The organism is Halococcus salifodinae DSM 8989, assembly GCF_000336935.1.
In the GTDB taxonomy this organism is placed as follows: domain Archaea; phylum Halobacteriota; class Halobacteria; order Halobacteriales; family Halococcaceae; genus Halococcus; species Halococcus salifodinae.
The window spans coordinates 14,809-29,579 of record NZ_AOME01000073.1 but is presented as its reverse complement, the minus strand read 5'-3'; the positions used below and the strand labels follow the sequence as shown (position 1 = coordinate 29,579).

Here is a 14,771-nt window from a genome sequence, read left to right as displayed (position 1 = left end):
ACGCTGTGACTCCACCGGCGTCGGTATGGGTGTTTCGACGCACGGTCAGAGCTGGATGTTACCGTGCTTTTTCGGGGAACTGTCGACGCGATTGCGGGCGAGCACGTCGAGATCACTCACGAGGCGCTCGCGGGTCTCACCGGGTTCGATCACGCCGTCGACGTACCCGCGTCCGGCCGCCGAGTAGGGGTTCGCGAACTTCTCGCGGTACTCGTCCATCAGCGCCTCGCGAGTCGCTTCGGGATCGTCGGCTGCCTCGATCTCGTCGCCGTAGAGGATGTCGACCGCGCCGCGCGGCCCGAGCACGGCGGTCTCCGCGCCTGGCCACGCGTAGTTCACGTCCGCCCCCAGCAACTTCGAGCTCATCACGATGTACGCGCCGCCGTAGGCCTTCCGGAGGATAACAGTAAGGAGGGGAACGGTCGCCTCGGCGTAGGCGTAGATCAGTTTCGCGCCGTGACGGATGATCCCGTTGTGCTCCTGGTCGGTGCCGGGCATGAACCCGGGCACGTCCACCAACGTCAGGACGGGAACGTTGAACGAATCACAGCACCGAACGAACCGCGCGCCCTTCTGACTCGTCTCGATGTCGAGCGTGCCGGCGTTGACCCGCGGTTGGTTCGCGACCACACCGACCGGCCGGCCGTCGAGGCGTGCGAACCCGGTCACGAGCGAGCGCGCGAACTCGCCGTGAACCTCGAAAAAGGAGTCTGCGTCGACGATCCTCGAAACGACATCCGTCACGTCGTAGGGTTTCCGCGGCTCGTCGGGGACGACCGCGCCGACCTCGCATCGGCGTTCGGGATCGTCCCACGAGTCGACGCGTGGTGGATCCCCGACATTGTTCGCTGGGAGATAGGCGAGCAGTCGTCGGACGTCGTCGAGCGCGTCCTTCTCCGACGCACAGGTCAGGTGTGCGACCCCGCTCTCGGTCGCGTGGGTGTTCGCCCCGCCGAGTTCCGCCATCGAGATCTCCTCGCCGGTGACGGTCTCGATCACGTCCGGCCCGGTGATCATCATGTGAGACGTGTCCTCGACCATCACCGTGAAATCCGTCAGCGCGGGCGAGTAGGTCGCGCCGCCCGCACACGGCCCCATGATCGCCGATATCTGTGGTACCCGTCCGCTCGCCTGGACGTTCCGTTGGAAGATCCGTGCGAAGCCAGCGAGCGAGTCGATTCCCTCCTGAATCCGCGCGCCCGCCGAATCGTTGAGGCCGACGATCGGCGCGCCCGTCTCGATCGCCTCGTCCATCACCGCACAGATCCTGTCGGCGACCGCCTCGCCGATCGATCCGCCGAGGACGGTGAAATCGTGGGCGAACACGAACACGGTGCGGCCGTCGACATCACCATACCCAGTGACGACGCCGTCGCCTGGCACCCCGCGCTCGTCCATGTCGAAGTTCGTCGAGCGGTGTTCGACGAACGTCCCGCGCTCGCGGAACGTCCCGTCGTCGAGGAGGTACTCGATCCGCTCGCGCGCGGTCAGCTTCCCCTTCGCGTGCTGGGCCGCGACCCGCTCCTCGCCACCGCCCGCCTCCGCCGCCGCGCGCCGGCGTCGGAGTTCCTCGATCGGTGTCTCGGTCTCGAAACCGTCCGTCCCGCCGGTAGCCGCGTCGGCGCTATCGGTCGTATCGGCTGGCTCTTCCGTCGCCACGCTACCACTCCATCTCGCTGTTGACTGCGAGGATCTGGCCGGTCATATCGGAGGACTCCTCGTCCACGACGCACCGGTGACCACACACGTTTGGCTTTCAGGTGACATGAACTCTACCGGGAGGCTACATCCCGGGATACCTAAGTGTACTGTCAGCGGGGAATGTTCGAACGATCCACCGAAGCGGAAGGAGAAACTGCGAACGAATGCGAGTCAGTCGTGGTACGCCATCGTTTTGCTCAGTCCGCACCGAGGTCGACCACACTCGTCGGCAGCGTTCGGTACAAGTGTGCGGACGCCCTCGATTCGACGCAACGTATGAACCGAACACGTCTCGGAATTGCCAGTGCAGCCGCCGTCGGTGGTGCGGTGGCACTGTGGAGTGGGTATAGCGTCCTCACGTCCCGATCGGCCGAGCGCGTCGAGTACACCGTCGAACGAACCCTCGACGACCGAACGGAGATCCGACGGTATCCCGAGCTCGTTCGGGTCGAAACGACGGGGTCCTCGAACCGCGAGGCGTTCGGACGGCTCTTCGAGTATCTCCAGGGGGCGAACGAGTCGCGTTCCGCGGTGGCGATGACGGCTCCCGTTCGCACCGATGGGGACGCCGACGGCGAATCGATCGAGATGACATCACCCGTCCGTACCGACGCCGCTCGAACGGACGAGGGTGAATCGGTTTCGATGACGTCACCGGTCCGTACCGAGGACGGGGACGACGGTGTACGGATGGGGTTTTACCTCCCTGCGAAGTACACACCGAACACGGCCCCACGGCCGACCGATGCGGCCATCTCGCTCGCTACAGAGGACCCACGTTCGATCGCAGCACGGCGGTTCTCGTGGTGGGCAACCGACTGGCGAACGGAACGCCAGCGATCCGAACTCCTCGAAACACTCGCCGAATCCGCTGTCACACCTGTCGGTGAGCCGTTCGATCTCGGCTACGATGCGCCAGGGACGCCACCGTTCCTCCGGACGAACGAGGTGGCGGTCGAAGTCACGTGGGAGCGCGAGTGAGGAATTCGCGTTTGACGGGAGTGGGCAACGTGATCTCGAACCGATCCCACCATTCGGTCGACGATTCGTTCTCACCCGCCACATCGGGCGCTCGACGACTGCACACGGACTAGGGGCGCGATTTCGTTCCGGGACAGAGCGCGGCTGCAAGCACAAGATATAGGTGGGGCACGGGTGGTTAGATATAAAATGCGTACTGGTCGGACGTTGAAATATCTAACAAGTATCGCTCTCGCTGTGGCCGTGGTCGGCGCGGTCGCCGTCGGGATGGGTGTACTCGCTGGCGGCGTTGCCGGCCAGGCGAGCGGCCCGTCACAGGCACCCGACCTCCAGTTGGTTGATAACTTTAGACAGAACGAGATAGGGAACGAACCGGCGGTTCTCGTTGACTTCACGTTCGACGAAGCCGTAGAGCGTATGAGTTCGGGCGGGAACTTCGAGCTCGTCCCGATCGATGGCAGTGAAGTCGTTGATGGACAGAACATCGCCAGCAACAACGAGGCGAACACGGTCACCGTCGCGTTCCCCACGTCGGTGAGTCAGGAGGATATCGCCCGTGGTATCGTTCAGCCGAGCACGGTGAAAGTGGCGGGCGAAGGCGGTGAAACCAGCAACCCGCTCCAGACGGCGGACGTTTCCAACGACGGCAACTCCGCTGACCCGGATCTGGTGAACGTCACCGTCAACGAGACCACCAACAGTCTCGTCTACGCGTTCGACGAGCCTGTTAGCGTCAACAGCGACGGCGGGTTCCAGGTTTACGCCGAGAACACCAGCCAGTACGACGGCAGCGTCGCGACCGACTCGCTGGCGACGCCGCGCCTCGTGAACGTGACGGTCGACGGTATCGACGTCTCCGCAGCAGTCGGTGCGTCAGTCACGCAGGGAACGGTCTCGAACCAGACGGATAGCGAGCGAACGAACTCGCCGGACGAGGTCGAAGTGAGCAACGAGTCGGCCCCCGAGTTCAGCCGATGTGGCAACGGTGGCACCACCGACATGGGTGACGGCGGCAGCGCGGACGGCCCGACACAGGCCCCAGATCTCGTCGGCATCGACAACTTCACCTACCGACAGAACCCCGAGGACACCAACTGTCAGACCCTCGTGGAGTTCGACTTCGACGAGCCGGTCAACGTTCAGGGCGGGGCAGGCAACTTCCAGATGGTTCCCAACGACAGCCGGAACTTCCAGAATCAAGTTTTCGACGGCAACAACGAGATCATCGGGCCCACGAACGACACGACGTCGCTGACGGTGCCGTTCGACGGGCGGATCGACCCCGCGACGGTCGTTCGTGGGTTCGTGGATCCGAACACGGTTCGGGTCGCGGGTGAGGGCGACGAGACGGCCAATCCCAAACAGGCAGTCGCCTTCAACAACGACGGCAACTCCGCGAACCCCGACCTCGTCTCGGTCGCCAGAGCCGGCGAGAACGAGCTTCGTTTCACCTTCGACGAGGAGATCAGCGAGATCGGGAGCACGGGGAGTTTCAAGTTCTACTACTCGAACGCGACCGTGCGAAACTCGATGGACGCCACGATAACGGACAACGCGAGCGTGGTGTCGGTGGAGTACGCACCCAAGTTCAACGCTGGCAGCGGTGCAGTCGGGGCCTCCGTGGCCAACGGTGCGGTCATCGGCACCGACACGGACCGTGAGGACGGCGACGTCAACCAGTTCGACGAAGAAACGCTCGAAAACGGAACCGGTCCCGGTCCTGTCGGCGACTTCGAGAACCCGCCGACCGACACCGACGGCGACGGACAGTACGAGGACGTCAACGGCGACGGCCAACTAACTCAGGCCGACGCCCAGGCGCTCTACGACAGCCTCGGCAGCTCGACGGTGCAGAACAACGTCGACGCGTTCGACTTCAACGGCGACGGCAGCGTGACCCAAGCCGACGCCCAGGCACTCTACAACGAGTGGTCGACCGCCAACTGATCGAGAGACTCTACCAAATCGCCACACACCCACATCACCACTCACTATACACCCAATGACGAACTTCCTCGACACACGACGGAAATCGATCCTCAGCCTCGTACTCGCCGTTCTCGTGCTCGGCTCGGCCGGTTCGGCCGTGACGTTCACCGCCAGCGCGGCCGGCAGCACCACCGTCTCGCTCTCACCCGCCGAACAGCAGATCGAACCCGGCGAGACGACGACCTACGAGGTCGTCGTCGAGAACACCGATGGCGGGATCGGCACGACCGACGCGGCCGTCACGCTCGACGACCCGTCCGTTGGAACGATCACCGACCTCTCGATCACCGGCGAGCCGGCGAACCAGAACGTCGCGATCGCCGACGATGGCTCCAGCGTCGACTTCGATGCCATCTACTTCGGCAACGCGTTGTCCGATGACGACAGCGTCGTGATCGCGACGGTCACGGTCGAAGGCACCGCAACGGGGTCGAGCGACCTCTCGCTCGACGTGGCCGAGATCAGCGACAGCGCTGGCGACGTGTACGAAGTGACCGGAACCGACGGTGCGTCGCTCGCCGTTGGCAGTCAAGAGACGACGACCGAAACGGAAACCCCGACCGCCACGCCGACGGCAACCGAGACGGAAACGGCCACNGAGACCAGCACAACCGAAACGACCACCGAAACCGAGACCAGCACAACCGAAACGACCACCGAGACTGAGACCACCGCAACCGAAACGACGACCGAGACTGAGACGGAAACGGACACGTCCGAACCAGGAACCACGACGGCCACAGAGACGACTACAGACACGACAACGCCGACTGAAACGCAGACGACAACGCCGACCGAAACGCAGACGACAACCACGCAGACGCCGACTGAAACCACCACGACGGACGAAGAGGAACGAACGCTCGACGCACGATCGATCGCCGACTCACTCTCCGAGAGTGGACTCTCGACCGAACGAATCGAGGGTGTCGGTTCGGCCCTCGATGCGAGCGGCCTCACCGACGAGGAGATCACCGCGATCACCGACGCGCTCGCCGGCGACGGACTGACCGACGCGCAGCGCGAGGCAGTCGCCGACGCCATCGCGAGTGGCGACCTCACTGACGATCAGTTGCGAGCGCTCGCCGACGCGCTGAGCGACGGCCGACTCACGGACGCGGAACGCGACGCGCTCGGCTTCCTCAGTGGTGGAGCGACGGAAGAGACGTACTACCAGATCGACTTCGTGGTCGGTGAGTCGATCGAGAACCTCCAGGGACCGAACGGCACCTATCAGAACGACGAACTCCTCCGGTTCGCCCACGGCAGCACCGCCGAACCGATCACGCGTCGCTCGGAGGGTGAGTTCATCACCGACGCGTCGATGGCCGATCGGATCGAGAGCCGGAACATCACCGTCGAAAACGGCACCGCGACGACCACGTTCACGGTCGACGACGGCGAATCAGTGACACTCACGCTCGCGAGCTACGAGAAGATCGGCCCCGGCTGGAGCCCCGAGACCGAATCCCAGCAGACGTTCGTCGACAGCGAGACACGAACGTTCGAGTCGGGAACGCACACCCTGACCGTCGACCTTCCCGACGAGAACGACGCCAGCGGGGAGGACGAGTCGAACTGACGCTCCAGCCGTAATCGGTGATCGGAAAGCACGCCAATCAGAACACGAGGATCACAGAGACGCCTACCGGTCGCGACTGGTATCGAAGAACCCGTTTTACAGCCGCTCAACGACGTGCGTGATCTACTTCGTCACAACCCGAACGACGATACGGTAGCCGGACCCCATCCAATCGCACAACGACAGTTTCTTTAGGCCGTCCTAAAAAACGAGCGTATCGCAATGACCGCCGACATCTGTGTCATCGTGCCGACGATCCGCGAGTACGAGTGCATGCGATCGTACGCCGAGAACGCAAGACAGCACGGGTTCGATACCGATCGCCTCCACGTGGTGCTCGTGACCGAGGATTTCTGTGAGACCGACGCGATGGCGTCGATGCTCGACGACCTCGACCTCGCGGGCGAGGTCTTCGACGGCACCGCCCGCGAGGAGTGGTACGCCGAACAGGGTGTCGCGGAGTTTTCGCATCTGGTGCCGGCGGCGAGCCACGCCGAGACCAGCTTCGGGCTGCTGTATCTCTGGGCCAACGAGTTCGAGTACGGGATCTTCATCGACGACGACACTCGACCGGACCCCGAAGACGACTTCTTCGGCGGCCACCTCGCGAACCTCGCGTACGAGGGCGAGATCGAGTCGGTCCGCTCGGACGAGCAGTGGGTGAACGTTCTCCACCGGAACGCCGACGACCACGGCCTCTATCCTCGCGGGTATCCCTACTCCGCGATGGACGAAACCGTCGAAACCGAGCGGACGCACGTCGATAGCGTGGTGGCCTCGCAGGGGCTCTGGACCCATGTCCCCGACCTCGACGCGGCCCGCATCCTCGCCGACGGCGATCTGCGCGGGCAGTCGGAAACCCGCCTGTCGCGCGAGGACTTCGGCGAGGACTTCGTCGCAAGCGAGGGCCAGTATCTGACTGTGTGCTCGATGAACCTCGCCTTCCGGCGCGAGGTCGTGCCCACGTTCTACCAGCTCCCGATGGACGACAATCCCTGGAATGTCGGCCGGTTCGACGATATCTGGAGCGGCGTGTTTCTGAAACGAGCCTGTGACGTGCTCGGTACAGAGATCATCACCGGCGGACCGTTGTGTGAACACCACAAGGCCCCGCGCTCGACGTTCGACGATCTCCGCTCGGAGCTCCCCGCGCTCGAATGCAACGAACACCTCTGGGCGATCGTCGACGACGCCGCCGCGGGTGCCGACAGCTACGCCGGAGCGTACGCCGCGATGGCCGACGCGCTCGTCGCGGGCGACTGGGAGGAGTTCGAGAACGGCGAGTTCCTGTCGTACGTCGGCGAACACATGCACGAGTGGCTCGACTGTCTCGAAGAACTCGATCCGGGCTCGGTCGCCACGCGCGCCGCCGCGACCGCCGACGACTGATCCGGAATCAGTTGATCGGCGAGAAAGAAGACGGCGAAACCGAGGTCCACTCCCGACTCGGTATGCACGAGACGATCGAAGTCACGAAACGGGGATAATCCGAAACGGGAACGACAGAGCTTTTAGGCTGTCCTAAATCATATAGGGCAATGACGCGACGAGGTGGCGACGATACCACGGCGAACGGGCGCGACCGAGGACGCGAACACGGCGACTCGTCCGGCGTCGGCCGTCGATGGTTCCTTCGCTCGTCGGGCGCGGCGGCCGGAGCGGCACTGCTCGCCGGCTGTTCGTCGTCCGGTAGTGGGGGCAATGGGAGCGACGGGAACGCGAGCGGTGCGAACGGCTCCGGAAACAGTAGTGCTGGAAACGGCAGCAGCGGAAACGGAACTGGTGGCAACGACAACGCCACCGGCGGGAACACCACCGGCAACGCGACCGCAAGCGGGCCGCTCGGCGTCGAGTCGTTCAGGGGCTCCGGACCGCTCGTCGAGAGTCGTCCACCGCTCGACGGAACGCGAATCGCCGAGCTTCCCGACCTCTCGGGGACGCTGAGTATCTATCTCGGCGGCGGCGAGGGCGGACTGTACACCGAGTTTCTGGATCTCCTCGGACGGATGTATCCGGATTTCAACGTCGAACTTCGCACGGCCTCGTCCGCCCAACTCGCGAACACACTCATCACGGAGGTCAACAGCGGCTCGGCCAACGCCGACGTGTTCTGGGCGGTCGACGTCGGCGCGCTCGGTGTCGTCGCCGACAACGACGCGACCGTGGAGCTTCCCTCCGAGGTCGTGAAGCCGGTGCCCGAGTCGTTCCGTCCCGGCAATCAATGGGTCGGCGTCGCCGGCCGAGCGCGCAGCGTCCCCTTCAACACGGACACGCTGTCGGCGGACCAGATCCCGAACAAGGTACAGAAGTTCACCGACGCCAACCCCCTAGAAGGATCGATGGGCTGGGCACCGACCTACGGCTCCTTCCAGTCGTTCATCACGGCGATGCGGCTGCTCCGCGGCGAACAGGGAACGAAGCAGTGGCTCCAGAGCATGACCCAACAGGGGATTTCGGAGTACCCCGACGAGTTCCTGGTTTCGAACGCCGTCGCGGACGGCGAGCTCGCGGCCGGGTTCGCGAACCACTACTACGCGCTGCGCGTCAAGGCCGCCCGGCCGGACGCGCCGATCGAACTCGCCTTCACGAAGGGCGATGCGGGCGCACTCGTCAATGCCGCCGGCGTCGAGGTCATCAAGGGGACCCAGCGACGTGAACTCGCCAACAACTTCGTTCGGCATCTCCTCACCGCCGAGGCCCAGGAGTTCTTCGCCACCCGGACGTTCGCCTACCCGATGATCCCGGGCGTCCCGCCGGTCGGCGGGCTGCCGACGATCGACGAGCTCAACCCGCCACAGCTGGATCTCGCCAAGCTCTCGAACCTCGAACCCACGCTCACGCTGATGCGCGAAGTCGGAGTCCTCTGAGATGAGTACCTTCGACGCCGGTGGTATCGATATCGACCGCGGGCGGGTGCTCCGAGGCGGGCTCCTGGCGCTCGCCGGGCTCGTCGCGCTCGCGGTCGTCTCGCCGATCGTGTGGCTCGTCGTTCAGGCGTTCGACATGGGCGCGGAAAGCGCGCTCGCGCTGCTCGCCTCGCCATCGACGATCCAGATCGGGATCAACAGCGCGCTGTTGGTCACTGCGGTCACCGTCGGTTCGGTGCTGCTCGGCGTGCCGCTCGCAGTGCTGACGGCCAGAACGGACCTCCCCTTCCGGCGGTTCTGGACGGTCGTGCTGGCGCTGCCGTTGGTCGTGCCGAGCTACATCGGCGCGTTCGCGTTCGTCTCGGCGTTCGGTCCGCGTGGCGTCCTCGCCGATCTGCTCGCGCCGCTCGGAATCGAGTCGATTCCGACCATCTACGGACTCCACGGCACCGTTCTCGTCCTGACGCTGTTCGTCTATCCCTACGTGTTTCTCACGACTCGCGCGGCGCTGCTGTCGTTCGACGCCTCGCAGGTCGAGGCCGCCCGAACGCTGAATCACTCCTACTTTGGTGCCTTTCGCCGCGTCGTCCTGCCACAGATCGCGCCGGGAATCGCCGCCGGCGCGCTGCTGGTCGGGCTGTACGCGCTCTCGGATTTCGGAACGCCCTCGATCATGCATTACGACGTGTTCACCCGCCGGATCTTCGTCGAATACAACGCCTTCGGCCGGGATCGTGCGGCGCTGTTCTCGGTGCTGTTGCTGGGACTCACCGTCGCCATCCTCGGAATCGAATCGCGCCTCTCGCCCGGTGATCAGAACGCCTACGCCGGCGGCCGCCGGGGAAACACCATCTCGCTCGGGGTCTGGACTGGCCCGGCGCTCGCTCTCTGTACACTGGTGGCAACGTTGGGGCTGCTCGTCCCGCTCGGCATCCTTGGGATGTGGCTGTTCCGCGGCGGCCCGGGTTACACCGCCGGCGGGTTCGCCTTCGAGTGGTCCTACGGGCTGAACTCCATCGTCGTCGCAGTGCTCGCGGCGGTCGTCGCGACGCTCGCCGCGCTACCGGTCGGCTATCTCTCCGCACGGACGAACGGGCGACTCGCGAACCTGTTCGATCGAGCGACGTATCTCGGCTACGCCGCACCGGGCATCGTGATCGGCTTTGCCCTCGTCTATTTCGGCGTTCGTTACCTCCCCGGCCTCTACCAGACGCTCCCGCTGTTGATCTTCGCGTACGTCGTGCGCTTTCTCCCGCAGGCGGTCGGCTCCACAAACTCCTCGGTGCTCCACGTCGACCGCTCGCTGCTCGAAGCCGCGCGGACGCTGGGTCATTCCCCGCTCTCGACCTTCCGGCGGGTGACACTCCCGCTGATCGCCCCCGGGGTCGTCGCCGGGGCGGCGCTGGTCTTTCTCACCACGATGAAGGAGCTGCCCGCAACGCTGCTCCTCCATCCCTCGGAGTTCAAGACGCTGGTCACCTACATCTGGCAGGTTCAAGGCGCAGGATATTACGGGGCGGCCGCCGTACCGGCGCTCGTGCTCGTCGCCGTCTCCGGACTCTCGATGCTCGTGATCCTCACACAGGAGGGCGACAATGTCCAGTAAATCCCCAACAGTCGAACCACGATCCGACGAAGCGAACGAGCAGTCCGAGGAGAGCGCAGCCGAGACCGAGGCGACCGTAGCGGCTGATGCGGAAACGACCGAAACGGCCGACGTGGTGCTCGAACTCGCCGACGCGAGCAAGGAGTTCGGGAGAGAAACCGCCGTCACCGATCTCTCGCTTGCGGTCCGTGACGGCGAGCTCCTGACGCTGCTCGGCCCGTCTGGCTGTGGGAAAACGACGACCCTCCGGATGATCGCGGGGCTCGAAACGCCGAGTGCCGGCACGATCACCCTCGACGGCGAGCGTGTCGCCGACGACAGCCACGCCGTCGATCCCGAGGACCGCGACGTCGGCATCGTCTTTCAGGACTTCGCGCTGTTTCCCCACATGACGGTCGCCGAGAACATCGCGTTCGGCCTCACCGACGCCACTGCGGACGAACGCGAGCGCCGCGTCACGGAGCTCCTCGAACTCGTCGGTCTCGAATCGTTCGGCGACCGAACGCCGGATCAGCTCTCGGGAGGACAGAAACAGCGCGTCGCGCTCGCGCGGGCGCTCGCACCGGAACCCGACCTCCTCCTCCTCGACGAGCCGTTTTCGAACCTCGACGTACGGCTCCGCGTCCGGATGCGCGAGGAGGTCCGTCGGATTCTGGACGAAGCGGGTGTCACCGCCGTCTCGGTCACCCACGATCAGGAGGAGGCGATGTCGATCTCCGATCGAGTCGCCGTCCTCAACGACGGCCGTCTCGAACAGGTCGGCCGGCCGGAGAACGTGTTCGAACAGCCCGAGTCGCGGTTCGTTGCGGAGTTCCTCGGCCGTGCGGGATTTCTGTCGGGACGCGTCGAAGAGACGGGCGTTCACACCGGAATCGGGACGTTCGACACCGCGACGCTCCAAGGGCTGACCGAGGAGTACACCGGCACCGACATCGACGTGCTGGTTCGCCCGGACGACCTCGAAGCGGTCCCGGTTGAGGAAAGAGAAGGAAGCGGAGACGGGGACGGGGACGCGGGCGACGGCCGCATCGTTCACCGCCAGTACACCGGGTCCTCGTTCGTCTATCGCGTCGAACTCGACACGGGTGACGTGATCCACTGCGAGCACAACCACACGACCGACATCCGTCTCGATCGGCGCGTGGAGATCGCGTTCGACGCCGACCACACGCTCGCGTGGTATCCCGCCGAGTGATGGACGGCGGACACGTCCGTGAGCGGCTCGACAGACATCGGTTCGGGCTCGCGGCGGCCGGTCTCGCGCTGGTCGGTGCGGTCGTCATCTGGATCGTTTCGACGAGCGTCTTTCCATACCTCTCGCTGAACCACGACGAGGGAGTGTATCTCCAGCAGGCCAGCATGCTGCTCGACGGGCAGCTGTTCCTCGATCCACCAGTACGGGAGGCGTTTCGACCGTGGTTTTTCGTCGATAGCGAACAGGGGCTCTACCCGAAGTACGCCCCCGTGGCGGCGGCGATGTTCGCCGTCGGACAACTGCTCGGTGATTTCCGCCTCGCGCTCGTCGCCATCGCGGCGGCGAACGTCTGGCTGACGGCAGTCGTCGTCAGCGAGGCGTTCCGTCACGAAGGCCGGAAATTCGCCCATGTCGTCGGGCTGCTCGCCGGCGGATTGCTCCTGTTCTCGCCACTCTTCCTCGTCACGTCGTCGGTGTTCCTGGCGTACGCGCCGACGACGGCGTGGAACCTGCTGTTCGCGGCGGCGTATCTCCGGGCCGACCGCACCGGGAGTCGACCGCTGGCGGCGATAGCGGGACTCGCCATCGGCGTCGCCTTCTTTTCGCGGCCCTACACCGCCGTGTTGTTCGCGATACCGTTCGTCGTCCACGCGCTCTGGACGCTTCAGGAGAGTCGTCGCACCGTTTTCAGGAACGTCCTCACCGCTGCCGGCGGCTGTCTCGGAGTGCTCGTCGCGCTCGGATACAACGTCGTCGTCACCGGCGATCCGTTCACCTTCCCCTACGCGGCGTTCGCCCCCCTCGACGGTATCGGGTTCGGAAAGCGGGCGATCCTCGGCCACAGCGAACAGTACACGCCGCAACTCGGGCTGCGAGCCAACGCCCGGGTGCTCGCGGCGTTTTTCGGTCGGTGGGCCGTCGCCGGGGTGCTCGGGACGGTGCTCGCGGCGCTGGGGACGGCGCTGGCGCTTGGCGTTCCGCGAGAGCAACGGAACGCTCGAACGGCGGTGCTCGCCGGCCTGTTCGTGTCGATTCCGGTCGGCAACGTCTTCTTCTGGGGGAACCTGAACGTGCTCGGCGCGCTCGAATCGCCGGGTGACGGGCTGCTCGCGTTTCTGGGACCGTACTACCACTTCGACCTGCTCGTTCCGGTGGCGGCGTTTGCGGCGTACACCGGTGTTCGGGGGACGCTCGGTCTCCGGCGAGCGGCGCGAGACCACCTCGACGCCCGACAGGCCCGGGCGGTCGTCGCGGTCTGCCTGCTCGTTGTGAGCGCGGGGCTCGCGGGCGCAACGGCGACCGCGATCGACGAACCGCTCGACCGCAACCGCAACGTCACCGCCGAGTACGAACGGGCCTACCAGCCGTTCGAAAACCGCTCCGTCGAGAACGCGGTCGTCTTCCTCCCGACGCCGTACGGCGACTGGCTCAGCCATCCGTTCCAGACGCTTCGCAACGACCCCGACTTCGCGGGGGACACCGTCTACGCGGTGGCCGAACGCCAGTTCGCGGTCGTCGACGCCTACCCGAACCGGACGTACTACCGATACGTCTACGAGGGGCTGTGGTCACCGACGAGCGGCGACGCCGCCGACGCCCGCCTCCGTCCCATCGAGGTCCACGAGGGCGACCGCGTCGCACTCGATGGCCGCTTCGGGATTCCAGACTCGCCCGAGAGCGTCTCGGTTCGACTCGCCAACGGGAACGAACAGGCGTACTACGCCGGCTCGCCCGCGAACGGGAGTCTCGATCTCGGCCTCGTTGCCGACGAGCGCGCGCGGCTGACGGGGAACGTCACCGCCGTGAACGGCAGCGCGGTATCCCTCGAGGGCCAGGACTCGCTCACGCTGTCGGTGTTCGTCAACGAAGGTCCTGCTGGCGGGTTCGGCTACCGACTCGTCATGCCGCTCGACGGCGGGAGGAACGGCCTCCGTGTCCTCCCGCCCACGACCGAGGTCTGTCCGGACTTTCGCTGTGGCGGCGGACGCGGCACCGTCGGTGCGACGCCTCCCGGGGTGTTCGTCGAAACAGGGCTGACGACGCGGACGGCGAACGGTTCGGCGACCTCGGAAGGATGACGCTCGCGCCGTCGGATCGGGGCGCTACCGGCGGCGCTCTTCGAGACAGACGTCGACGATCGAGCGCGCGATCGCTGCCCCGCCAGCGAGCGGGTCGAGCGTGGTCTCGCCACGACGCTCGCCGTACTCGATCGGGGTTTCGCGGACGTCGTAGCCGCGTGCGAGCGGTCGGATGAGCAGCTCCGCCGAGAGGCCGGTGTTTTCGGTCCACTCGATCGCATCGATGACCTCGCGTCGGTACGCACGCATCCCGGTGGTGGTGTCGTGGACGCGCTCGCCGAGCAGGACGCTCGCGAGGAGGGCGAACGCGTGGTTGCCGAGGCGGTTGAACGGCGGCATCGTGTCGGCTCCGTGGTACAGTCGATCGCCGCTCACCACGTCGTGGCCCGCGTTGATCGCGTCGAGGAAGTCGGGCAGTCGCTCCATCGGATAAGTGCCGTCGCAGTCGGTCGTCACCACCACGGGACGATCGGCCGCCGCGAGCGCCGCGCTCACCGCGACGCCGTAGCCCTGTGGCTCCTGTTCGACGACGCGCGCGCCGTGTTCGCGCGCGATTTCGGGCGTTCGATCGGTCGAACTATCCACGCAGACGACTTCGGCCGCGCCGTCCGTGGTGTCGTCGATGGCCGCGAGCACGCCACCGACGGCGGCCTCCTCGTTGTACGTTCCCATCACGACGCTCACGTCATCGAAAGTGTACTCCTCGTCTCCCTGGCTGTCCGTATCGGCGATCTGCTGCATCGAACGCCGCTCGGGACCGGCCGTACTTGAA

Annotated in this window: 9 protein-coding genes; 7 read left to right on the top strand and 2 right to left on the bottom strand. The window is 65.5% G+C overall.

The genetic code is table 11. From position 1 onward, the window contains the following. Positions 1–45 precede the first annotated feature (45 nt). Positions 46–1,659 (bottom strand): acyl-CoA carboxylase subunit beta, encoded by a 1,614-nt coding sequence (locus C450_RS14660; RefSeq protein ID WP_005044678.1) that lies wholly within the window; start codon positions 1,657–1,659, stop codon positions 46–48. A gap of 318 nt (positions 1,660–1,977) precedes the next feature. Here C450_RS14660 and C450_RS14655 point away from each other — a divergent pair, with 318 nt between their 5' ends. The 7 genes from C450_RS14655 (at position 1,978) to C450_RS14620 (ending at position 13,999) form a co-directional block, all read left to right on the top strand. After that, positions 1,978–2,682, top strand: coding sequence for an SOUL family heme-binding protein (locus C450_RS14655; RefSeq protein ID WP_049910279.1), 705 nt, complete (start codon positions 1,978–1,980; stop codon positions 2,680–2,682). A gap of 237 nt (positions 2,683–2,919) precedes the next feature. Then, entirely contained in the window at positions 2,920–4,629 is a 1,710-nt protein-coding gene (locus tag C450_RS14650) for a dockerin type I domain-containing protein (protein ID WP_005044675.1), read from the top strand. A gap of 1,846 nt (positions 4,630–6,475) precedes the next feature. Next, entirely contained in the window at positions 6,476–7,642 is a 1,167-nt protein-coding gene (locus tag C450_RS14640) for an alpha-1,4-glucan-protein synthase (protein ID WP_005044671.1), read from the top strand. Positions 7,643–7,791: 149 nt separating this feature from the next. Continuing rightward, complete coding sequence (locus C450_RS14635) at positions 7,792–9,120, top strand: extracellular solute-binding protein (protein WP_005044669.1); 1,329 nt, start codon at positions 7,792–7,794, stop codon at positions 9,118–9,120. 1 nt (position 9,121) lies between these two features. Continuing rightward, positions 9,122–10,726: an ABC transporter permease gene (locus tag C450_RS14630; RefSeq protein WP_005044668.1), complete on the top strand. Its 1,605-nt coding sequence runs from the start codon at positions 9,122–9,124 to the stop codon at positions 10,724–10,726. After that, positions 10,716–11,921, top strand: a complete 1,206-nt coding sequence (locus tag C450_RS14625; protein ID WP_005044666.1) for an ABC transporter ATP-binding protein — start codon at positions 10,716–10,718, stop codon at positions 11,919–11,921. The genes C450_RS14630 and C450_RS14625 overlap by 11 nt, the downstream gene beginning before the upstream one ends. Further along, the gene (locus C450_RS14620) at positions 11,921–13,999 is read left to right on the top strand and encodes an ArnT family glycosyltransferase (RefSeq protein ID WP_005044664.1); all 2,079 of its coding nucleotides are present in this window, start codon (positions 11,921–11,923) and stop codon (positions 13,997–13,999) included. Before C450_RS14625 ends, C450_RS14620 begins: the two co-directional genes overlap by 1 nt. 24 nt (positions 14,000–14,023) lie before the next feature. On the opposite strand, the gene C450_RS14615 is transcribed toward C450_RS14620, so the two are convergent. Continuing rightward, a complete protein-coding gene (locus C450_RS14615) occupies positions 14,024–14,740 on the bottom strand; it encodes a dolichyl-phosphate hexose transferase (RefSeq protein ID WP_005044662.1) in 717 nt (238 codons plus the stop codon). Between the last annotated feature and the right edge of the window lie 31 nt (positions 14,741–14,771).